At 36.0% G+C, this 21017-nt stretch carries 23 protein-coding genes and 2 pseudogenes; 6 read left to right on the top strand and 19 right to left on the bottom strand.

The window, feature by feature from the left end:
- Positions 1-2: 2 nt before the first annotated feature.
- From H5J24_RS23670 to H5J24_RS23600, 15 genes and pseudogenes are all read right to left on the bottom strand, one after another.
- Complete coding sequence (locus tag H5J24_RS23670) at positions 3-545, bottom strand: RNA 2'-phosphotransferase (protein ID WP_068941248.1); 543 nt, start codon at positions 543-545, stop codon at positions 3-5.
- On the bottom strand, positions 542-1639 hold the full coding sequence (locus tag H5J24_RS23665; protein ID WP_068941246.1) for a hypothetical protein: 1098 nt from the start codon (positions 1637-1639) through the stop codon (positions 542-544). The genes H5J24_RS23670 and H5J24_RS23665 overlap by 4 nt, the downstream gene beginning before the upstream one ends.
- Positions 1640-1656: 17 nt before the next feature.
- A complete protein-coding gene (locus tag H5J24_RS23660) occupies positions 1657-2136 on the bottom strand; it encodes a hypothetical protein (protein ID WP_096788275.1) in 480 nt (159 codons plus the stop codon).
- The gene (locus H5J24_RS23655) at positions 2133-3080 is read right to left on the bottom strand and encodes an ADP-ribosylglycohydrolase family protein (RefSeq protein ID WP_068941242.1); all 948 of its coding nucleotides are present in this window, start codon (positions 3078-3080) and stop codon (positions 2133-2135) included. Before H5J24_RS23655 ends, H5J24_RS23660 begins: the two co-directional genes overlap by 4 nt.
- Complete coding sequence (locus H5J24_RS23650; protein WP_068941240.1) at positions 3080-3766, bottom strand: SIR2 family NAD-dependent protein deacylase; 687 nt, start codon at positions 3764-3766, stop codon at positions 3080-3082. The genes H5J24_RS23655 and H5J24_RS23650 overlap by 1 nt, the downstream gene beginning before the upstream one ends.
- 225 nt (positions 3767-3991) lie before the next feature.
- Entirely contained in the window at positions 3992-4345 is a 354-nt protein-coding gene (locus tag H5J24_RS23645) for a macro domain-containing protein (protein WP_346729935.1), read from the bottom strand.
- Positions 4342-5142, bottom strand: a pseudogene (locus H5J24_RS23640) (TIGR02452 family protein). Before H5J24_RS23640 ends, H5J24_RS23645 begins: the two are co-directional and overlap by 4 nt.
- Positions 5143-5199: 57 nt before the next feature.
- The gene (locus H5J24_RS23635; protein ID WP_068941236.1) at positions 5200-5628 is read right to left on the bottom strand and encodes an ADP-ribosylation/crystallin J1; all 429 of its coding nucleotides are present in this window, start codon (positions 5626-5628) and stop codon (positions 5200-5202) included.
- Between the two features lie 165 nt (positions 5629-5793).
- The gene (locus H5J24_RS23630) at positions 5794-6270 is read right to left on the bottom strand and encodes a macro domain-containing protein (RefSeq protein ID WP_068941500.1); all 477 of its coding nucleotides are present in this window, start codon (positions 6268-6270) and stop codon (positions 5794-5796) included.
- Between the two features lie 81 nt (positions 6271-6351).
- Positions 6352-7422: an adenylosuccinate synthetase gene (locus H5J24_RS23625; protein ID WP_068941234.1), complete on the bottom strand. Its 1071-nt coding sequence runs from the start codon at positions 7420-7422 to the stop codon at positions 6352-6354.
- Between the two features lie 42 nt (positions 7423-7464).
- A complete protein-coding gene (locus H5J24_RS23620) occupies positions 7465-8319 on the bottom strand; it encodes a hypothetical protein (RefSeq protein ID WP_068941232.1) in 855 nt (284 codons plus the stop codon).
- Between the two features lie 2 nt (positions 8320-8321).
- Positions 8322-8657: a hypothetical protein gene (locus tag H5J24_RS23615; RefSeq protein ID WP_068941230.1), complete on the bottom strand. Its 336-nt coding sequence runs from the start codon at positions 8655-8657 to the stop codon at positions 8322-8324.
- A gap of 72 nt (positions 8658-8729) precedes the next feature.
- Complete coding sequence (locus H5J24_RS23610; protein ID WP_232815914.1) at positions 8730-9275, bottom strand: 2OG-Fe(II) oxygenase; 546 nt, start codon at positions 9273-9275, stop codon at positions 8730-8732.
- Positions 9276-9306: 31 nt separating this feature from the next.
- A complete protein-coding gene (ybiA, locus tag H5J24_RS23605; RefSeq protein WP_068941226.1) occupies positions 9307-9849 on the bottom strand; it encodes a riboflavin biosynthesis intermediates N-glycosidase in 543 nt (180 codons plus the stop codon).
- A 345-nt stretch (positions 9850-10194) separates the two neighbouring features.
- Positions 10195-10870: pseudogene (locus H5J24_RS23600) on the bottom strand (NUDIX hydrolase).
- A gap of 77 nt (positions 10871-10947) precedes the next feature.
- On the opposite strand from H5J24_RS23600, the gene H5J24_RS23595 reads away from it, so the two are divergent.
- Positions 10948-11703, top strand: coding sequence for a hypothetical protein (locus H5J24_RS23595; protein ID WP_068941224.1), 756 nt, complete (start codon positions 10948-10950; stop codon positions 11701-11703).
- Positions 11704-11839: 136 nt separating this feature from the next.
- Entirely contained in the window at positions 11840-12484 is a 645-nt protein-coding gene (locus tag H5J24_RS23590; protein ID WP_068941222.1) for a DUF1579 domain-containing protein, read from the top strand.
- A 54-nt stretch (positions 12485-12538) separates the two neighbouring features.
- Here H5J24_RS23590 and lepA read toward each other — a convergent pair whose 3' ends face one another.
- From lepA to H5J24_RS23570, 4 genes are all read right to left on the bottom strand, one after another.
- Complete coding sequence (lepA, locus tag H5J24_RS23585; protein ID WP_068941220.1) at positions 12539-14335, bottom strand: translation elongation factor 4; 1797 nt, start codon at positions 14333-14335, stop codon at positions 12539-12541.
- A gap of 260 nt (positions 14336-14595) precedes the next feature.
- Entirely contained in the window at positions 14596-15111 is a 516-nt protein-coding gene (locus H5J24_RS23580; protein ID WP_068941218.1) for a hypothetical protein, read from the bottom strand.
- A gap of 9 nt (positions 15112-15120) precedes the next feature.
- Entirely contained in the window at positions 15121-15669 is a 549-nt protein-coding gene (locus H5J24_RS23575; protein WP_068941216.1) for a hypothetical protein, read from the bottom strand.
- A 17-nt stretch (positions 15670-15686) separates the two neighbouring features.
- A complete protein-coding gene (locus tag H5J24_RS23570; protein WP_068941214.1) occupies positions 15687-16238 on the bottom strand; it encodes an RNA polymerase sigma factor in 552 nt (183 codons plus the stop codon).
- Between the two features lie 182 nt (positions 16239-16420).
- On the opposite strand from H5J24_RS23570, the gene H5J24_RS23565 reads away from it, so the two are divergent.
- From H5J24_RS23565 to porW, 4 genes are all read left to right on the top strand, one after another.
- A complete protein-coding gene (locus H5J24_RS23565) occupies positions 16421-17173 on the top strand; it encodes a Rossmann-like and DUF2520 domain-containing protein (RefSeq protein ID WP_068941212.1) in 753 nt (250 codons plus the stop codon).
- Entirely contained in the window at positions 17163-17681 is a 519-nt protein-coding gene (locus H5J24_RS23560) for a KdsC family phosphatase (protein ID WP_068941210.1), read from the top strand. The genes H5J24_RS23565 and H5J24_RS23560 overlap by 11 nt, the downstream gene beginning before the upstream one ends.
- A gap of 9 nt (positions 17682-17690) precedes the next feature.
- On the top strand, positions 17691-18254 hold the full coding sequence (locus tag H5J24_RS23555; protein ID WP_068941208.1) for a Maf family protein: 564 nt from the start codon (positions 17691-17693) through the stop codon (positions 18252-18254).
- 146 nt (positions 18255-18400) lie between these two features.
- Positions 18401-20998 carry a type IX secretion system periplasmic lipoprotein PorW/SprE gene (gene porW, locus H5J24_RS23550; protein ID WP_068941206.1) on the top strand — a complete coding sequence of 866 codons (2598 nt, stop codon included), beginning with the start codon at positions 18401-18403 and terminating at the stop codon, positions 20996-20998.
- The last annotated feature ends 19 nt before the right edge of the window (positions 20999-21017 follow it).

The raw sequence follows: 21017 nt of genomic DNA, 5'->3' as shown, positions 1-21017 counted from the left end.
TATTACTTTGAAATGTATTTCGGATCTATAAACTCTGTGAGCCACACTCCGTTCGCAGATTGGAAAAAAGACAATCCATCCTCATGCATTTTTCCTGTTCTGATGGTCAGAATTATAGGTTTCCCATGTCTCATTCCAACCTTTGTAGCCGTCTCTTTATCAGCACTTAAGTGTACATGCTGGCGGGTTCTTTTTTCAATTCCTTTTTCTAAAATGGATGAAATATTGGCTTCTGCGGTTCCGTGGTATAAAAATTCAGGTGGTTGTATAGCTTCCAAGGCTAAATTGATATCAATAGAATGCCCCTGGCTGGCTCTGATTTTCGTTTTATCATCATTAAAGGCAAATCTCTTTTTATTATTGGTTTCTACCACCTCATCTAATTCTTCAACAGAAAAATGCACTCTTTTTTGGGCTGATTTTACTCTCAGCTCTTCTACATCTGCCCAGCCGTTTTCATCCAGCTTTAATCCGATAGTCTCGGGTTGATGCCTCAAAATGAGGCTTAAAAATTTACTTATTCTTTTTGTTTCTATTTCGTTCATAATTTGTTTTTTAATTTTTTAATAAGTCTGCTAACCATAAAATAATCCTGTTTCAAATGATTATAAACAGAGAGCTCATCTCCTGATAATCCTTCCAATATTCTTTTCTGCTCATACATACAATGCTCAAAATCTTCATCACTTACACAGAGATCCATTTGATCTTCAAGTTCCAAATATTCACTGATGATGGCTTCACCAAGATTATACGAAAGCAGTCTCTCCTTTATATAATTAGACCAAGCCAGATCTTCATCATATTTTTCTTTGCGCAATACTTCAATTTTCTTTTTATTTTCATCCGTTATAATGTAATGATTGAGTCTGCGCCATAACAAATCCTCAATAACACCTTCTCCAAACTCGCCCCTGTTTACAGCATATCCAGGATCATAAATGTTCAGATACTTCAGGAAATTATCGTTTTTATTTGGGTAAATAAATACATTTCGCAGATACATTCCCAAGCCAAAAAAGTTTTTCATATCATTAAGCTTTGAAGCTAATGATTCATTCCGGATATCACTGATCCTATCTTCACTCAATTCTTCATAAATCAAAAAATCAACAGCTTCTTCTACTGTTTTTATTTTTGAGGTCTTTTCCTCACGGTATTTTGCATGAGCTTTCTCTTCTTCAATCAAATTTTCAGGCTCTTCTTCTATAGAAACCAGTGGATTGTAAACCTTTCGAAAATAATCATAAGATATAATATCTCTGCTATTTGTTTCCAAATATTCCTTTAGCCTACATTCAAAGAACCTTTTTTCATTTTCCAAAACATCAAAAACTTCTTTCTCAACTTCTTCAGTATAACCAAAGAAATCAACAATTTTTATTTTATCTGCAATTAAAGTATTGAAGAGCGGTATTTGATTAGTTTCTATCCTCAACCCTCCATCCTTCAATATTTTAAAATTACTGGTTGTATTTTCTCCGATCTCGCATTTGATAAGAAACATCCCGTGATCCGGGATATAGTCAGGTTTAGAAACGGTATAGAAATTCAAAGGAATATCGGAAACAAATTCTTTAAAAAAAGTTCTTTCTATTTCCAGCAATTCTTTTTCTGAAATAAATTTATATAGAGTCATCAATGGTTTTTGTTTTTTTAAGCATTATAAAATTCCGGGGAAAAAGTGACGGTAAATCCTGTTGTTCTAGTGATCTCATCTGCATATTGATCAAAATAATAGATCTCTGATGATATTGAAAGCGTTACAAATGATTTTTCATACAGATAAACCCATAAACAAGCTTCTGCTGGTCCTCTTCCTTTCAACATATTTTGAATTTCTATTCCATTGATTTTATTCAAAGGAATTAATAAAGTTCTCTTTTGATCTGAGAAACCCAGCAGACTATTTTGATTATCTATCCAGAGTAAAGACTGATTCTTTAAAATATTCAATACTTGATCCGGCGTCTGAAATAAATAGTCCGGCGAAAAGTGAACCCGGCAGTTTCCTAATTCTACCACTTTATTGATTTCAATTCTTCCTTTATATTTCTTCAAAGGGGTATTCCGAAATACATCCTCAGGGTCGTATTTGGAAAACATATTGAGAAGGGCTTTTAGGAAAGATTTCATTCAATTACAGGGTATTTATTGTTTAACTTTTCACATAGTTTTTCAATATCATCTTTTCTCACCAGTTTATCAACCCATTCCTGAGGAATATTTTCAAATCCATAATAGATTCCTGCCAATCCTCCTGTAATGGCTCCGGTTGTGTCTGTATCTTCACCCAGATTTACAGCTTTCAAAACTGCTTCCGAATAACTTTCCGAATTCAAAAAACACCATAAGGAAGCTTCCAGACTATGCAGTACATAGCCACTTCCTCTTATTTCTTCTTCGGAATACCCTGAAATATCATTTTTTAAAACCTTATGAAAAAGCTCAACCTCACTTAAGCTAAACCATTGTTTTTCTGCATATTTCAGGACCCCATTTTGTACATGTGTATATGCTTCCGTTTTATTTTTTCCTTTTATTAATTGAATCGCAAAAATCACATAAATAAAACAAGCAAAAACAGATCGGAAATGGCCATGAGTGATGGTGGAGACTTCCTTTACCGTTTGGTAAATCTTTTCAATATTTTCTTCGTCTTTTAAATAAAAAGCAAGAGGAAGAATCCTCATCAAAGATCCGTTTCCGTTATCTTCTTCAAAAATATTTCCTGAAAATCTGGCGCTTTCTCCTTTAATTAGTCTTGCAATGGCTTCCCTTGTAGTTCCTCCAATATCGAAAAGTCTTCCGTGGGCAGTCCAGTGACCATCTTTTACCCATTTTACAAAGCTTTCTCCAATTTTTTCGAGATCATAATCTTTTGTAAGGACCTCAGCAAGGCAGAGTGTCAGAGAGCTATCATCACTCCATGTTCCTTTAGGTTGATTATGCGAACCAAATTCCTGCATTTCTGTAACAGGAAACCTTTTCAGATATTCTCTATCTTTAAACTCCACCGGAACACCAAGCGCATCGCCGATGCATACTCCCATAATTCCAGCCTTTACTTTATTTTCCATCAGGCAAGGTTTACCAGTTTATCAAATAACAATTTCATTCCCTGAGTGGCCGTTTCTTTCATCACCACTGCTCTTTGTCCGTAGCCAAAGCCTGTTTCATTAGGGTTAATAACAATTAAAAGACAATCATCTTTGATATCGTGAATCAAACCTGCTGCAGGATATACCTGCAAAGAAGTTCCGATCACCACTAAAATATCTGAGTCTTTTACCATTTCTCTGGCATCCTGATACAAAGGTACATCTTCCCCGAACCAAACGATAAAAGGCCTTAATTGAGCACCATCTTCTGCTTTATCTCCTATCTTAATATCATCTTTCTGCTCATAGATTAGTCTTTTATTATTGCATGAGCATGATTTGAATAATTCTCCGTGGATGTGAAGGATTTTAGTAGAACCGGCTCTTTCATGCAGATCATCAATATTTTGGGTAATAATCTGAACATCAAAGTGTTTTTCCAGCTCTGCCACCAGTTTGTGAGCTTCATTAGGGTGTACTTCATGAAGCTGGCGTCTCCTCTGGTTGTAAAATTCCAATACCAAAGCTCTGTCTTTTCTCCATCCTTCCGGACTCGCCACATCGGTTACATTATGATTTTCCCAAAGCCCGTCTCCGTCTCTGAAGGTTTGTATTCCGCTTTCTGCACTGATTCCGGCGCCGCTTAATATGGTTAGTTTTTTCATTGGTTTTTAATTTTGTTTTGTGCACTGTATTTTTAGCCACTAATGCACGAATATAATTGGTTCTAAAGGGGAAAATTTAAAAGCTTTTTATAAATTTCTTCATTCTCTTCGTCAAAACAGACAAAAATAACTTTCTCTATACTATCTGAATAAAATTTTCTTACTTCATTCAGTGCAATTTCTCCCGCCAGCTCTTTAGGAAACTTATAAATTCCTGTGCTGATATTAGGAAAAGCTTATGGTTTTCACTCCAAGACTTTCCGCCAACTTTAAAGAGTTGTTATAACACTCTGACAAAAGTTGAAGACATTTTTCTTCATCTTCATTCCAGACTGGTCCTACAGTGTGAATGACATATTTTGCAGGAAGATTTCCTGCTGTTGTCACTACCGCTTCTCCTGTACTGCATTTTCCCTGTCTGTTTCTGATCGTCCTGCATTCTTCCAGAATTTGAGGACCTCCGGCACGATGAATGGCTCCATCCACACCGCCGCCTCCTAATAAAGAAGTGTTAGCAGCATTGACAATAGCGTCTGCATGGATCTTTGTGATGTCTCCTTTTATGATTTCAATTTTCATTGTATTTCCTCAAACAGCTTCAGCATTTCTTCTTTCTTGGTAAGCACTGCAAAAACCACTCTTTTAAATTTGTTCTTATATTTTCCGTGAAGATATTTTTTGAACAGGCCGGCGATTTCCTTCGGATCATTTTTGAATACTCCGCAGCCCCAGGCACCTAAAATAAGGGTTTCATTTCCCTGATGTAAGGCCAGTGCAAGCATTTTATCTGTCCGGATATCCATTGCTCCCAATATCTCGTTTTCTCTTTGAGGTTCCTGTCGCTTTACCACACCAGCATTCACCGCTGGAGAAGTAATGAAATTACATAGTACCGGTTTCGATAGTAATTCTCCTTTATCCTTTCTGAAAACAGGAACTTTTGGACTGTAGATCATTGTATCGGTATAAAAACAGGATTCCATTGCTCTGTGGACCTTATAATAATCCCAAGCCTGAAGCAGGCTTTCATGCAGACCTGAAGTTCTTGCCAGGCTTTCTTCCTGTGCTTCGGCTCCATTGATAAATCCACCCCCAGGATTTTTTGCTGAAGCAAAGTTCAGACACATGATCTTCTCCTGATCTTCTTCTTTAGTTAATTCTAAAATAGCTTTTAGCGAGCTTCAACGCCAGGTTTCAAATTGAGTTTCAAAATGAGTTTCCGGCATTGGAGCCGCTGTGAGCTCAGCAAGTTGTTCCGGGGTGAATAGAACCGTTTCTGTTTTACTGATTTCCAGCTCTTTTGCTATATCTATTCTTTGGTTTTCTGTATTTATATAATATTTTCTGGCCAGGATATCCAATGTATCTTTCGCCATTCCTTTATTTGTCATGATTCTTTTTTTGAGCCACGAATACACAAATGTTTTACCATCTTATGGATTCGTGGTGGTTGTTTTTAAAGCCTTTACCAGATTTTCAATGTCATTATTTGCTGATCCCTTAAAATCATTTCCTACAAATACTTTGATGACTTCTATATTTCCAACAATGGCCTGATTGAATGTGTCCAGCTCTTCTGACGGAACCCACAACTCATTATGATTTCTGGCTCCTACATTCTGTGCAGGATATTGGTTGGCTGCTTCTTCCAGCACTTCAAAAAGGGTAACAAAACCAAGATAATTTCCAAACTCATCTCTGGTATTCCATTTTTCAGCAATTTCTGAAGCGTAGTCTTCATCCAAAACCGGGTAAAAGATGGGCTGCCATTCCAGTCTTGGAGGAAATTTTTTATATCCGTTCTCTATAATAAGAACCATTTCCTTTTCTCCTACCGGTCTGTACAATCTTGTTGTTTTCATTTTGCTAATCTTAATTTTATGATCCTATCCTTTGAGCCATTTCTCTGGATACGGATCTATTTTTCAATCTTCTATTTTTATGATCCTGCCTTCATTAAATTTTTCTATCAAGCAGCAATTCCAATTTGGAGGATGATGCTTTAATTTTAAGTTCTTTCATCTTACCTAATCAAAATCATATATGTATACTTCAACATTTTTGCTGAGCAATGTTCTTTCGATGATAGGTTCTACTTCTTCCCATTTCCCGCCAGCCAGCCCACAACCAATTCTCGGCATATGGATACTTGCATTTAATTCTAAAGCATTATTGGCTAATGTTCCCAGACATTTTTCAATAGCTTCATATCGAACGGGAACGCCGTTGCTTCCGGTTTTCATTCCTTTTTGGCCGATCATATTGGCAACATACATGTATTTTTCAACCTGTACGATCTGAATTTCTCCCAGCCCAAAATTATTTTCACTTCTGAAACGGTGCCAGTTCCTATATTCTTTCTCCGGTGCTTCCCATCTTTTGGAAACGGCCAGTACAAAGCCTTTTCCCCAACCTCCCAGATCATTACAGATATGAGCGATGATTTTTACCCCTTTTGCCTGTGGAACGGTAGCATCTCCTTTTAAATAGTGTATCGTTTTCATTTTTTCTTTTTCAAAATGCATTATTTACCTCATCATTCTATTCCTACGATAAATATAGGATTAAAACCTATGTATTCAGTATTAAATCAGTCTTTTAAAATCTTTTGAATAAGGAGAATAGGATCCGAAAACGGTATCAAATTTCATTTCCAATTGATCAAATTTAAAATCTTCATCGATCTGATCCATGCAGGTTATCACTAAAGTCTTTTTTGTTGAACTTATATAGGCTCCGTCCAATTTTAAAGCATAATCCAACAATTTATAATCTAAACTTCCGAATCTCAGTTCTTTCTGAAATTCATTAAAGGTACAGGTTTCCTCTTCATTGTTTTTTAAAATGACCTCTTTTTCATTACTCATCCAGCCATTTCCATGGCGGGTTGCATAGCTTCTGGTCACATAAAACATCTCAATATCTTCAATATGAAGTTTTTTACAGATCTCATAAGCATTTTTGGAAGTGGTATGAGCATAGGTCACATTCGGAAAAATACCGTGATCCATATCTAATAAAATACCTTGACTTCCCTCAAAAATGAGATTTTCAAATGAATTCAGATAGTCATAATCATTAATCTTCCAATCTACCTGATCAATTGCTTCTAAAAAAGGTTTTATCTGTTCGTCAATTTGCTCCTCTTCCATAAAACCGTAGTAATAGGCAATTCCTTTCAGCTTTTCTACCAACATTTCCCTTGGAGCAATAAGATCAATTGCAAACAGTTTATAAGGACTTTCATTTCTTTTCATAGTGGCTCCTACTCCTTTTCCGCAGGTTCCGTGTTCCAGATTTTTGCAGTTGGTTCTGTTTTGCCAGACATCAAAAGGCGTAGTTATCTTGGCTAAAGGATGAATATGAAGTTCTGTGCTTCCTTTTTTTGCTTTTAATTCTTCCCTTTCATTCAATAGAAATTGTGGATGAATGGTGCAGTGTTCGGTAAAATAAGATGGCAATCCACGAAGTGCCCCACTGGCAAAACTGGAATGAACATGTTTTCTGTTGTCTATCATTACGGTATGAGCAGCCTGCTGTCCTCCTGAAAATCTGATGATCACAGACTCAGGATTTTGCTGAGCCAGGAAATCTGTTGTAATTCCTTTTCCTTCATCTCCGAAACCTAATCCTATAACTATTTGCGCCTTTTTCATGTCTGGTATTTTAAAATTATTGCCCTTTCTGCAATTGATGATCTAAAGCATCTGTATGTTGTCTAACCCTTTCAGGTTTGGAGCAGCAAAAGTGGTATCTTTATATTTCTCACAGATAATTCTTTTGATCACTTCAGGAATATCTCTATGATCTTCTATTGATATACAATTCTGTCCCAATAGTTCTTTCCAGCCTCTATCTGCTCTTACAGCCTGATCAGAATGCAGGACACTGATGTGGTATACTTCATATCTCTTTTTAGCTTCTTCCAATAGTTCATAATGGGTATATGTTTGCTGTCCCGAGCCCATAATTTCCCTGATGGCTGATGCCGGAAGTACTTTCAAACAAGGTTCGTCCCCTACAGTAAATAACAACCCTTTTTGATTTCTTTTTTCAAAGGCATCTGTTCTGGTATGAAAAGCAGCAAAATACCATGCTAATAGATAGCTCTCGCCCCCATTTCCACCTCCTCCTGATTCAATATAAGTTCGCGTAAGCCACATATCCAGTTCTTCGTCTCCTGACTCAAACTGCCCTATCTGCAATGGGTAGCTGTCACATTCATGATCTCCTATTCCCAGGAAAAGCAATGCCGGATCCGGAACTCCACCCTGGATAATACCACCCATCAGTTTTGGTAGTCCTTCCTTGATAAGTTGATGGGGAATATGCCCCATGCTTCCAGTGACATCCAATCCCAGAATAATAGGAATTGAATGAGGATGCACTTCTGAATCTCTGGATTCTCTGAAAGAAATTCCGTGGGGAATCATTGATGGATGTGCCTGTCTCTTGGCATTCTGTGTGAAAATTTCACCTGCGGATTTTGTTCCGTAACCTGCTTTGCTTGCTCTGTCATAACGAGCGTCTATATCATATCTTGTACTTCCCATGACTAAAATGTTTTTCCGAATAAATATTCAAATCTCTTTTGAGAAACTTCCAGCTGAATATTTAGATTTCTGATTGTTAATGATAATTCCATGTCTTTCTGAACGAATGCTTCGGGATTAAAATCCACAAAAGTCAAACTGTTTCTATCCAAAGGACTGATATCAATAAGCCCTTCCTGCTCACGCTCGAGTCTTTTTATTTTCAACTCAATGTCTTCTACCCTGCGCCTGTAGATCAATTCTGAATCTTCTCCGATCGTTCGCGCACGGTCTTCTCTGATCTGATCATTATTTCTTTGTAATGACTCGATAAATCTTGGTTTTAATTCATCTTCCATATCCGATCATTTTTTGTGTTATTATTACGCTAATTAAATAAAGCATAGTTATGTATTATTCCTGCATTCATTTTAACAGGAAAACATTACATCAGTTCTTAAAACATATTTTAATCCGCTTATCAGAATTTTTCCTTCATGCCGTAAAGGATGATAAAAAACTAAGGCTGTCCCTTTCTTTGGAGCGACTGTGAACAGGTTTTCAAATTCTGTTTCTCCACCTTCAAAATCATCATTCAGATAGATTAAAAATGTATAGAAACTTTTTTTCTTTTCATTTCTGATATAGCTTCCGTCACGGTGCATTTTAAATTGCTGCCCAGGAGAATATTTATAAACCCTGAACATCTCATTAAAGTTCAAAACTTTATAGTTTTCATGCTCCTTTGGAAGATAGTCAACCGCTTTTTTAAAGAGATCTTCTGCCAAATTATTATCAAAAATCATCAGCCTGTCATTGTTTCTGATCCCTTTGCTCATCATCTGGCGCCCACCTATATTAATTTTTGCTTCTTCAAAAGTTTCCCTTTGTGCCAAAGCAATGTATTGGTCACATTCTGCTTCCGAAATAAAGTCTTCAATTAGGAATATCTGCGGATGTAGGTCTGTTTTTTCCATGATTAATATTCTGTGACTGGTTATTGTGTTTTTACCCTCTTAATTCATCTCTTACTTCCATCAAAGCAAATCCTAAAAGGTTCTTTCCGTTCCATAATAAAGGATTTTCTGCTCTTGAATCTGTTTCCAGCATCCCGATTCCCCAAATGGTATCATAAGGACTGGCTTCTACCAGTATTTTATCTCCTGTTGACAAAAGAAAGTCTTTATACTTTTTGTTTTGTGAGAATTTTAAAAGGTTTCCCTGCTTTACAATCTCATATTTATGTTCATCCCAAAGTTTCGGATCAAAATTTTTGACTTTTCTTCCCAAAGATTTCACCTGGTTAGGGCTGGGTGCTTTCAATATTTTTTCTAAAATTTCAGCATCATTAAATAATCTTGCTTTACCAGCCATCATATAATGTTCTGCTGTTTTGTAAACAATCCCATTTTCTTCAAAAGGTCCTGTAAACCATTGGCTAAAGCATGACTTGGTGATTTCATCCTTAACCGTGTGTCCCCAGAAAAATAAAAACTTTATCCTTTCTTTTTTCTGAAATCTGTCTTTGATATTTTGTATGGTGTATTTCATATTGTGTTATTTCTACGCAAATGTAATGCAATATCATTTTATCCGCCAAATTTATTTGCGTCTATTTTACACTAATAAATATAACAGACTGATTATCAAAGAGTAAAATTTATCTACATTTCAAGATTTGACAAAATATAAATACTTTTTGCTCAACAAATTACAATTGTCATAATTCATAAAGTGCCCAAAAACTATGTTTCAATGTGGTTTAAAAGATATAACCACATTGAAAAGACTCGTGTATTAGTAGCGTTTCTTATTTAGGGTCCTTATGAACAAGCAAAATGATCAGCTCAAATTGAGCTGATCATATGATTTTAAGTATAATTTGTAGTTTTAAAACTATTTGATTTCGAAATAAAATCCCTGTTCTTCCAGTTCTTTATATTTTTCCTGATTAAAGGTGAAAAGTTTTCCGGGTCTTCCGCTGCCTTCTTTTTTAACGTTATTGGTTTCATTAAGCAATCCATAGCTCATGATTTTTTTACGGAAATTTCTGCGGTCTATCTCCTGCCCTACAATGGTTTTGTAAAGGTTTTCAAGGTCTGAAAAAGGAAATTCTTCATTGAGAAGATTGAAACCGATCGGTTGATATTGAATTTTGGTACGAAGTCTTTTTAAGGCAATATCAATAATATTTTTGTGGTCGAAAGCCACAGTTGGAAGAGCATTTACACTAAACCATTGTGCATCATCTGCATCAGAATCTGCAAAAAGTTCGTGATAAGATGGGTTGACAAGGCCCAGATAAGCCACAGAAACCACTCTATTTCTAGGATCGCGGCCTACGTTACCAAATGTATAAAGTTGTTCTAAAAAATCGGGTTTTATGCCTGCCTCTTCATGAAGTTCTCTTTTTACGGCATCATCCAGATTTTCATCATCCAGAACGAGGCCCCCGGAAGAGCCCAACCACCTTTAAAAGGTTCGATGTTTCTTTTGATTAAAAGGATTTGAAGGTCTTTTTATCGAAATATCCAAAGATAACGGCATCTACCGCTACTTTGATATCCTGTATTTTTTTTGGAGACTCCATAAATTAGTTTGCGTTACGAATACGCAAAGCTAAGAATAAATATTTAGTATTTTTACTAAATGATAAAAAAGCTGCTTTACTTTAGTCTTATCCTTGGATTATTCTCTTGTAAAAAAGAATCCTCATTTGCAGACCCCATCATTTTACACCATGAAAAAAATGAGAAGCTAACCTTCCAAAAGTTTAACGAAGGGATAGGGGAAGGAGAAACTGGATTAATATACTTAGGCAAAGATACTTCCAATGTTGAAGTAAAATATTACAACTCAATGATACCTGCTCCGCCACCTCCACCAGATACAGAAGTTGAGAGCAACCCTGCTCGTAATGCCGCATATTTTCATGGATATTTTGAAAGAATGAAGTTTTCTAAAACACCAGTTAGTTTTGATTCTTTATCTGAAAATAATGTCAAAATTGTCATCAAGCCCAATGACACGATTCCTAAATATGCATACAATTTAGAAACAGGAACCCTTAAAAAATATAAAGCTTTTCCTGTATTTATCAAGAATATTTCAAATCGGAAATTAATACTTTCTGGTCTGAAAAATCTACCACTTGCTATACTCAACGATAAGCAAAAATGGCAAATGATATGGAACGACGATGCCATTATTTGTGGAACCGGTTGGGGTATGCATTATTGGGAATTTGAACCTAATGAAATCATGATATTTTCAGTTAACTATCTCACAGGAAAAGACCGAGGAAAATTTAAAGTCACGCTGTTCCATAGTTCTTCTGAATCATTTATGATGAATTATGACAAAAATATACTCAAAGTGCAGAGAAGGTATGACGAAGTAAAATAAAAACGATCCCTTTAAAGGAAGTATTTTTAGTTTGTTTTAGTTTTGATTTTCATTAAGGAAAAATAAAAATATTTTACTAGTAATAAAACTTCATACCTTTAAGTTATTATTATAACCAACTTAAAATTAAATATTTATGAAAAATTTATTAGCAATCATTTCTCTCGCTTTCTTATGTACAGCATGTGAGAAAGGGAAAACAAGCGCTTTAGATAGTTCTGATAAAAAAGATTCTGCAGCCACCACATCTGAATGGAAACCAGTAGATTCTGCAGCCGCAACAAAAGCATGGATGGAATTTGCAACTCCAGGTGACATGCATAAAATGCTGGCGAAATTTGATGGAAACTGGACGGGTGCAACCAGTATGTGGATGGATGACAGTGGAAAAGCAGTGACTTCTACTTCTGAATGCACTAATAAAATGATTTTCGAAGGCCGTTATCAGGTAAGTAATTACAAAGGTAATTTTATGGGAATGCCCTTTGAAGGTATGAGTATTATGGGCTATGATAATGCCAAGAAAAAGTTTGTAAGCACATGGATTGATAATATGGGAACAGGATTAATGCATGCAGAAGGAGACTGGAATCCAGCTAAGAAATCAATTGATTTTAAAGGTAAAATGACCGATCCAAGCCGGCCGGGCAAAGAATGTGAGGTAAGAGAAGTTTATACCTTTACTGATGATAACAACCATACTTTGGAAATGTATGGACCCAATCCAAAAACAGGAAAGGAAATGAAAACAATGGAAATAAAATTCACCCGTAAAAAATAAAATAAAAACCCCGTTTCAAGCTGAAATGGGGTTTGTTTTTATAATGATATTGAATTAGTCATTAAGCTTTAATACAGCCATGAACGCAGACTGTGGTACTTCTACCCTTCCAATCTGTTTCATCTTCTTCTTACCTTCTTTCTGCTTTTCCAATAGTTTACGCTTTCTGGAAATATCTCCACCGTAACATTTTGCAGTAACGTCTTTTCTTAAGGCTTTGATGGTTTCTCTGGCAATAACCTTCGTTCCTAAAGCTGCCTGAACAGCGATATCAAACTGTTGTCTTGGGATCAGCTCACGAAGCTTTTCACACATTCTCTTACCGATATAGTAAGCATTACTGTCGTGAATCAAAGATGAAAGGGCATCTACCATGTCACCATTGATCAGGATATCCATTTTTACAAGCTTGGAAGCTCTGAATCCGATTGGGTGGTAATCGAATGATGCATATCCTTTAGAGATTGATTTTAACCTGTCATAGAAGTCGAAAACTACTTCTGCCAATGGCATATTGAAAATTAATTCAACTCGTTCTGATGTTAAATAACTCTGGTTAACGATTTCTCCTCTTTTCTCGATACATAAAGTCATTACTGCTCCAACAAAGTCAGATTTTGTAATGATAGATGCTTTAATGAAAGGCTCTTCTACTCTATCCATTGTAGAAGGATCCATCATTTCAGATGGGTTATTGATCAAAATCGGAACTTCAGGTTCTTTTTTAGTATACCCGAAGTAAGATACGTTAGGAACCGTTGTAATCACGTTCATATTGAACTCTCTGTCCAAACGTTCCTGAACGATTTCCATGTGAAGCATTCCTAAGAATCCGCAACGGAATCCGAATCCAAGAGCGGCAGAACTTTCCGGTTCGAAAACCAAAGAAGCATCGTTTAATCTTAATTTCTCCAAAGAGAATCTCAACTCTTCAAAATCCTCAGAATCAATTGGGTAAATACCTGCAAATACCATCGGTTTTACTTCTTCAAATCCATCAATAGGTCCATCTGCTGGTTTCTCAAAAGAAGTAATGGTATCTCCTACTTTTACTTCACGGGCATCTTTAATCCCTGAAACCAAATATCCTACATCTCCACATTGAATGGTTTTCTTTGGAACCTGCTTCAGTTTTAGGGTACCTACTTCATCAGCTCCATATTCTTTTCCAGTTGCAAAGAATTTGATCTTTTCATTTTTGGTAATACTTCCATTCACTACTTTGAAGTAAGCTTCAATCCCTCTGAATGGGTTGTAAACAGAGTCAAAGATCAGAGCCTGAAGAGGGCCGTCAGGATTTCCTACCGGTGCAGGAATTCTTTCAACAATCTGTTCCAGTAAGTGATGAACACCTTCTCCCGTTTTTCCAGAAACTCTCAATACATCTTCATATTCACATCCGATAAGATTCATGATCTCATCAGTTACTTCTTCGGGGTTAGCAGACGGAAGGTCAATTTTATTTAAGATTGGAATGATTGTTAAATCATTTTCCAATGCTAAATACAAGTTACTAATAGTTTGTGCCTGAATACTCTGAGCGGCATCTACAATAAGAAGAGCTCCTTCACAGGCAGCAATAGAACGGGAAACTTCATAAGAGAAGTCTACGTGTCCCGGTGTATCAATCAGGTTTAGAATATATTTTTCTCCTTTATATTCATAATCCATCTGGATCGCGTGAGACTTAATCGTAATCCCACGTTCCTTTTCCAAATCCATATCATCAAGCGTCTGAGACTGTAATTCTCTTTGAGTAACGGTATTCGTGTACTCCAAAAGACGGTCTGCCAAGGTACTTTTACCGTGGTCGATATGAGCGATTATGCAAAAATTTCGTATGTTTTTCATTTAAGAATCTTGTAATTTGCAAAGATAAAAAAAAGCGAGAGATTATTGTCTTTCATCATCTTATTGTATCAATTTATTTAAAATATCTGGGAAAATCTAAAGAAGCAATCCAGTATTCTATCTTTAAAACTATTCAAAAACGGAGTTTTCCTTTTCTCTATGAGTTCGGTCACCAATGAAAGTTATTGATTTTGTAGAAAATTAAACGGCTCTCACAAAAAAGATCTGTAAGAGCCGTCCAACATTAAAAAAATAAACTATTATGGGTTTTGTTTAGGTCCCGAACTATTATTATGTACATGAGGTTTTCTTTCATTCATTTTATCTCTCATCATGCCCTCAGACTGAAACAGCTTCAGAACTTTCTGGCAGGGAATTACCTCCTGCATTTTCTCTGCGTATTTTTTTCTGTTATCCAGAAGCTTTTGTCCAATTTCAAAGCTTTGCTGTAATTTAGCTTTTGCTTCATCATCCGTTAAGGTTTCAGGGTTAAAGCCTGGATCAAATTGACTTTTTATCTGTTTCTGACTGTCAAGATACTCATTATAAAGCTGTGTAAATTCTGCTTTATCTCCCGGATCTACATTCAGATTATCCATGATCATATTATTCCGGAATTTCTTAAGGAGCTCTTTTCTTTCTTCAGGAGAAAGATTATTGATGACCTCCTTCCTTTGTTTAGGATCCATCTTTTTCCAGTCATAATCCGTTCTTTGAGCATTTAAGCCAAAGCTAAAACCATAAATAATAAAAAACGTCAATAGTATCTTTTTCATCTTTCTTTATTAATTATATAAATCCAAATAAACATCCTGAGTTGAATTATTTGCCAGTTCTGCAATTTCAGAATTGGAGAATGAATCCAAATATTCATTCATCCGTGTTTCTTCTTTTTTAGTTACAGGTTTCACTATTTTTTGTGAAACAGTTTGTTGTTCGTTTCCTCCTTCACTTTTTGAAGCTAAAGAAGTATTATTTTTCTGATTTACAACTGTTTGATTATTATTTTCAACAGAAGTTAAATCATTTTCCAATGTTTCATAAGCCAATTCGGCTTCCGTTTTAGGTCCCCCTTTATGAGCAGCATAGGCTTCTTTTGAATTCAATTCTTTATCTGCAGAATCGTTATTGGAATTATAAATAAAAGTGACTCCAAAGATCAAAGCCAAAGATGCCGCTGCGGCATACATCCAATTTAACTTAAAGACCGGTGCTGGTGCTTTTTGCTCCGGCTTTATATCATTCATAACCCTCTCCTGAATATTTTCAAACAAATTTTCAGGGACTGTGTAAATGTTTTTACGTTCTAGTTTTTCTAAGTCGAACTCTTTCATCTTTGTTTTGTCAAAAATTATCTTTCGTAATTTTCTTTAATATACTCTTCTATTTTCTGTTTGGCATAATGATAATTTGTTTTCAGCGTGCCTACTGACATATCTACAATTTTAGATATTTCTTCATAAGGCAAATCATCATAATACCGCATCATAAATACCAGTTTCTGCTTTTCCGGCAGGCTTTGTATGGCGTTCTGCAGTAAAATCTGTATTTCTTCAGCATCTCCTTCTACATTATCGGCAACGAGGTTTTGCATGTGATACTCCGGATCTTCATCTGTTTTCTGCATTTTCTTCAGTTTGTTTACCTGTTGCAGTGCCTCATTGGTTGCTATTCTATACAGCCATGTGTACAACTGGCTATCATTTTTAAACTGATGAAAATTCTGATAAGCTTTAATAAAAGTTTCCTGCAAAGTATCCTGAGCAAGATCTCCGTCCACAATAATTCTTCGTATGTGCCAGTACAATCTGCTTTGATAGGCATCCATCAAGGCACGAACACCTTTATCCTGTGTCCGTGGATTCTGCATCAACGAAATAATTTCCGCGTCCTTAATCTTCATAAGATGCCTTTCATTGTTTTGGATTACAAAAATAACTGAAAGTTAAATTAAAAATTCAATTTTCAGTTTAAATATTAAAAATAATATGAGACACTTACGCAATAAACGTGCCTATATTTAAGTTTGAAGTTTCTATCCTCTTCTTCCTTTCCCGGCTCAGCTTAAAATCCTATATTTGTTAGATGCAAATTGTAATAATCGGTTCTGGAAATGTGGCTTATCATATGGCCAAAGCGTTCACTTTGAAAGGCATTTCCATTGCTCAGATTTTTGGGCGGAACGAAAAAGAATTGAGTAAAATTTCTGAAGAACTTACTATTCCATATTCCACGGAACAGCTGGATGATGCAGATCTGTATATCATCTGTGTGAGTGATAATTCTGTAGAAGAGGTTTCTAAGATAATTTCCAAAAAAAACTGCCTGGTTGCCCATACTTCAGGCTCACTTCCAAAAGAAACTTTGAGCGGTGAATATAGAAAGGCCAGCTTTTATCCATTACAGACCTTTTCGAAATCGAAGGAGCTGGAATATGAAAAAATTCCGTTTTTCATTGAAACTGAGAATGAAGAGGATACAAAAACCCTCTTTGAGCTTGCTTCCAAAGTTTCGAAAAATGTGATGGAAAGCAATCATGAAAAAAGAAAGTACATTCATTTGACCGCCGTTTTCGCCTGCAATTTTGTGAATCATCTTTTTTCAAGAGCTAAGGAAATTTCAGATTCTCAGGAAATTCCATTCGATTATTTTTTACCGTTGATTGATGAAACGGTTCAGAAAATCCATGAGATAGAACCTAAAATGGCCCAAACAGGACCAGCGGTAAGAAATGACTTAAGGGTTTTAGAATTACATGAGCAATTAGTACAAGACGAAGAAAGTCTTGCTATTTATAAGACAATGAATCATTCTATTCAAAAAATGTATGAGTTATAAAGAGAAATTAAAGGATATTAAGGCCTTTGTATTTGATGTAGACGGTGTTTTCACAGATGGAAGCGTTTATCTGATGCCGGGTGGAAATATGTGCAGGGTAATGAATGTACTGGATGGTTATGCAGTAGTAAAAGCCTTAAAAAACAATTATTTGATTGGAGTTATTACAGGAGGAAATGATGAAATGGTAAAACACAGGATCAATTACCTCGGTATTCAGGACTATTATCCGAAATCCCATAATAAAATGGAGGATTTTGAAGATTTTAAGAGGAAATATAACCTTAAGAATGAGGAGATTCTCACTATGGGTGATGATCTTCCGGATATTCATATCATGGAAAGTTCAGCGATTGCAGCATGTCCTGAAAATGCAGTTCCTGAAGTAAAAGGGGTAGCAGATTATATTTCTCCAATAAAAGGAGGAAGTGGTGCTGTACGCGACGTCATCGAGCAGGTAATGAAAGTTCAGGGGAACTGGCATGATGATAATACTCAATCTGTATAATTCTACCCTATGAAATTACTTTTAGCATCGCAATCGCCAAGAAGAAAAGAACTTCTTTCAAGCCTTGGTTTTGAATTTGAGGTTGTAAAAATTGATTGTGAAGAAATTATTCCTGCTCATATTGCCATAGAAAATGCAGCGGGCTATTTATCTGAATTAAAAGCGGATGCTTTCAGAAGCCTGGAACCGGATGAAGTTTTACTGACAGCAGATACTGTAGTTGCCGTTGATCAAGAGATCCTGGGTAAGCCTAAGGATGAAGCAGATGCCCAAAGCATGCTGAGAAATCTTTCAGGAAGAACACATCAGGTTTATACAGGAATCACTATAAAAACTGCGGATAAGGTTTTTACAGAAACGGACGTTGCGGATGTAACCTTTGATGAGATCACTGATGATGAAATACAGTATTATATTCAAAATTACAAACCTTTTGACAAGGCTGGAAGCTATGGGATTCAGGAATGGCTGGGGATGGCAAAAATCAAAAGCCTGACAGGTAGTTTTTATACCATTATGGGCCTTCCTACCCACCTTGTTTACAAGATTTTGAATGAAATTTCCAAAATTTAAAAATCATATGATTTTTTACTTCAACAAAGATGAAATAAAATATTTCGGAGAGAAATATAAATATTATTCATTATAAAATTTTATTATTTTTACAAAATCATCAAACTGCTGATAATAAAAAGCAGATTAGCAAGTTATATTGAATAATGAAAAAGAATATATTGTTCCTTTTAGTGATCTGCCTTGTTGCTTCCTGTGGTACCAAAGTAAAAAAGCCGGAGCAGCGATCCAAACTATTGAAGGGATTTTCTACATACTACAACACACTATTTAATGCTAAGGACGCATTAAACAGTGAATTTACAACCAGGGATAAAGCGCATAAAGATAATTTTTATGCTCCTTATATCCCTATTCTTACTTTTGAAGATCAGCCTTTGGGAAGTGACCTGGGGCAATCAGCTGCTTTTGCAGAAAATTCCATGAAAATGGGAGAAGTTGCCAACAGGCCATCCGGAAGAAACTCCGGAATTCCTAACATGCCAAATGGTCCGGGAAGTGACCCTACCAATATGGATGGAGCAGCTCCTGCCAAAGGAGCAACTACTCTGGAAATTGCTGAAGCTAAGGCCTTAAAAGCCATCAATAAATATTCTGTTACCAGAAACGGTGAAGAGAAAAACAAACAGATTTTTGATGCCTATATGATCCTGGCCCAATCCAGAATCTATCGGAATAAACCTTTGGAAGCCATGGATGCTCTTAATTATGTCTTCGCTCATATGAAGGATGATAAAAGGATTCCGCTGGCAAGAATTTATCAGGGAGTAGCTTATGATAAAATAAAAGATTACCACAGAGCTCATGAGACTTTTGCTAAACTAAAAGGAGAAAAGATCAATAAAACTTACGCCAAATTATTGAGCATTTACTATGCTGAGTCCCTTTTGGATGCCGGAAAAAAAGAAGATGCTGCCAAAGAGCTTGATTTGGCTTTTGAGCTGAATTCTAACAGGAAGCTGAAGAGCAGAATTGCATATTTAAGAGGACAGGTCCTTGAAAATCTGGGGCAGAATGATAAGGCAAGAGAAAGCTATACTGCAGCCTATAAATATTCCAGTGATTTTGAATTTGAAGTGAAATCCCAAATTGCCATTGCCAAAACATTTAATGGTAAAGGGGATTATAATGGTGCTAAAAGCTATCTGGAGGGAATTAGTAAAAAAGGGACTTACGGTTCCAGAAAAAACGAATTTTTATATGCTTTAGGACTGATGGCCAATAAGGCCGGAAAAAAGGATGAAGCACAGCAGTTTTTCAGAAAGTCTTTGTTTGAAAAGGTTTCTGACCCTCAGATCCGTGGATTGGCATATTATGAGATAGGAAAAGGTTATCTTGAAAAGAATGATTATATCGGTGCGGGAACTTATTATGATTCTGCACTTGCTGTAATGACCTACGAGCCTTCAAAGATCTTGTTAAAAGATCAGTCTGCATACATTAAAAAAATCTCTAAGAACTATTATCTTATCAAAAAGAATGACAGTATTCTTTCTTTAGCTAAGATGGATAATGCTCAAAGAACAGACTTTTTCACAAAATATATTGCTAAACTAAAGATCAAAGAAGAGAAAGAGGAACAGGAAAGAAGACGTGCAGAACGAAACAAAGGATTTGATACCGGAGATTATAATGCCAATTCTATTTTTGCCAATAACAACTCTAATTCTTTCGAGGATTTTGGGGTTACCACAAAAGGTTTTTATTTCAACAATACCGGAACGGTAAGCAAGGGAACTTCTTCATTTAAGCAGGTTTGGGGTGAAAGAGCACTTTCTGACAACTGGCGTTTTTCTAAAAAAATGGCTTCTATTGAAGATATGAAAAGTGAAGCGCTTGGGGTAACTGCCGCTCCTAATCCGAGACGTTTTGAACCGGCTTATTATATTGAGCAAATTCCAACCAATCAGGAAAAACTGGGACAGCTTAAAAAGGACAGAGATACTGCATCTTTGGGATTGGGTATTATGTATCAGAACTATTTTACCAATACTCCCCTTGCCACCAAAACTCTGTATGATCTTGTAGATGTAAAACCGGAAGAAAAGGTAATGCTTCAGGCCTTGTATGAGATTTTTGCTATGAATTATGAAAAAACTCCTCAGTCTGCTGAAAGAGCCAAACAAATTCTATTAACTGATTATCCTTATACTTCCTACGCTGAATTTGCAAGAAACCCTAAAAACAATTCATTCGTAAAATCTACTGAGGATGTTGAAAATGAATACAAAAAAGCCTATGCTTTATACGAGTCTGAAAAGTTTGCGGAAAGTAAGGAAGTCATTGATCAAACTATTCAGAAGTATCCGAAAGATGCACTGGTACCTAAATTATACCTCCTGAATGCTTTCAATACAGGAAAATCCAGTGGAAAAGAAGTAATGATTTTACAGCTTGAACAAATTGCTTTAAATTACGCTAAAACTCCGGAAGGGATAAAGGCTAAAGAAATGCTGAATTATCTGAAAAGTGATCTCAGCTTCCAGGCTACTGACAATAAAGGAAACTCAATCTCTCAACAGCCTGGCACTCCTACCCAACCTACCGTTAAAAGTAAGAATATTCCGCAAAATGCGCCTGGGCAGCTCAATAGCCAAGGAAACTTAAATGTTACCCAGCAGGAAATAAAACAGGATTCTTTCCCTGCAGGAAATAATAATATGAATAATCCTCCTCAACAACAAAAAACAGACAAACCTAAGGCAAGAAACAGAAATGTTCCTGATGGGCCACAAAAACAATAAACAAAAAAGCGAAGAATAC

The organism is Chryseobacterium capnotolerans (assembly GCF_021278965.1).
GTDB lineage: Bacteria > Bacteroidota > Bacteroidia > Flavobacteriales > Weeksellaceae > Chryseobacterium > Chryseobacterium capnotolerans.
Note: the sequence above shows the minus strand (reverse complement) of the source record. Positions and strands in the feature narration are given on the sequence as shown.

What these genes read in the sequence shown, in the direction of transcription:
- H5J24_RS23670 (WP_068941248.1), bottom strand. Translation starts at nt 545, where the DNA reads ATGAACGAAATAGAAACAAAAAGAATAAGTAAATTTTTAAGCCTCATT.
- H5J24_RS23665 (WP_068941246.1), bottom strand. Translation starts at nt 1,639, where the DNA reads ATGACTCTATATAAATTTATTTCAGAAAAAGAATTGCTGGAAATAGAA.
- H5J24_RS23660 (WP_096788275.1), bottom strand. Translation starts at nt 2,136, where the DNA reads ATGAAATCTTTCCTAAAAGCCCTTCTCAATATGTTTTCCAAATACGAC.
- H5J24_RS23655 (WP_068941242.1), bottom strand. Translation starts at nt 3,080, where the DNA reads ATGGAAAATAAAGTAAAGGCTGGAATTATGGGAGTATGCATCGGCGAT.
- H5J24_RS23650 (WP_068941240.1), bottom strand. Translation starts at nt 3,766, where the DNA reads ATGAAAAAACTAACCATATTAAGCGGCGCCGGAATCAGTGCAGAAAGC.
- H5J24_RS23645 (WP_346729935.1), bottom strand. Translation starts at nt 4,345, where the DNA reads ATGAAAATTGAAATCATAAAAGGAGACATCACAAAGATCCATGCAGAC.
- H5J24_RS23635 (WP_068941236.1), bottom strand. Translation starts at nt 5,628, where the DNA reads ATGAAAACAACAAGATTGTACAGACCGGTAGGAGAAAAGGAAATGGTT.
- H5J24_RS23630 (WP_068941500.1), bottom strand. Translation starts at nt 6,270, where the DNA reads ATGAAAACGATACACTATTTAAAAGGAGATGCTACCGTTCCACAGGCA.
- H5J24_RS23625 (WP_068941234.1), bottom strand. Translation starts at nt 7,422, where the DNA reads ATGAAAAAGGCGCAAATAGTTATAGGATTAGGTTTCGGAGATGAAGGA.
- H5J24_RS23620 (WP_068941232.1), bottom strand. Translation starts at nt 8,319, where the DNA reads ATGGGAAGTACAAGATATGATATAGACGCTCGTTATGACAGAGCAAGC.
- H5J24_RS23615 (WP_068941230.1), bottom strand. Translation starts at nt 8,657, where the DNA reads ATGGAAGATGAATTAAAACCAAGATTTATCGAGTCATTACAAAGAAAT.
- H5J24_RS23610 (WP_232815914.1), bottom strand. Translation starts at nt 9,275, where the DNA reads ATGGAAAAAACAGACCTACATCCGCAGATATTCCTAATTGAAGACTTT.
- ybiA (WP_068941226.1), bottom strand. Translation starts at nt 9,849, where the DNA reads ATGAAATACACCATACAAAATATCAAAGACAGATTTCAGAAAAAAGAA.
- H5J24_RS23595 (WP_068941224.1), top strand. Translation starts at nt 10,948, where the DNA reads ATGATAAAAAAGCTGCTTTACTTTAGTCTTATCCTTGGATTATTCTCT.
- H5J24_RS23590 (WP_068941222.1), top strand. Translation starts at nt 11,840, where the DNA reads ATGAAAAATTTATTAGCAATCATTTCTCTCGCTTTCTTATGTACAGCA.
- lepA (WP_068941220.1), bottom strand. Translation starts at nt 14,335, where the DNA reads ATGAAAAACATACGAAATTTTTGCATAATCGCTCATATCGACCACGGT.
- H5J24_RS23580 (WP_068941218.1), bottom strand. Translation starts at nt 15,111, where the DNA reads ATGAAAAAGATACTATTGACGTTTTTTATTATTTATGGTTTTAGCTTT.
- H5J24_RS23575 (WP_068941216.1), bottom strand. Translation starts at nt 15,669, where the DNA reads ATGAAAGAGTTCGACTTAGAAAAACTAGAACGTAAAAACATTTACACA.
- H5J24_RS23570 (WP_068941214.1), bottom strand. Translation starts at nt 16,238, where the DNA reads ATGAAGATTAAGGACGCGGAAATTATTTCGTTGATGCAGAATCCACGG.
- H5J24_RS23565 (WP_068941212.1), top strand. Translation starts at nt 16,421, where the DNA reads ATGCAAATTGTAATAATCGGTTCTGGAAATGTGGCTTATCATATGGCC.
- H5J24_RS23560 (WP_068941210.1), top strand. Translation starts at nt 17,163, where the DNA reads ATGAGTTATAAAGAGAAATTAAAGGATATTAAGGCCTTTGTATTTGAT.
- H5J24_RS23555 (WP_068941208.1), top strand. Translation starts at nt 17,691, where the DNA reads ATGAAATTACTTTTAGCATCGCAATCGCCAAGAAGAAAAGAACTTCTT.
- porW (WP_068941206.1), top strand. Translation starts at nt 18,401, where the DNA reads ATGAAAAAGAATATATTGTTCCTTTTAGTGATCTGCCTTGTTGCTTCC.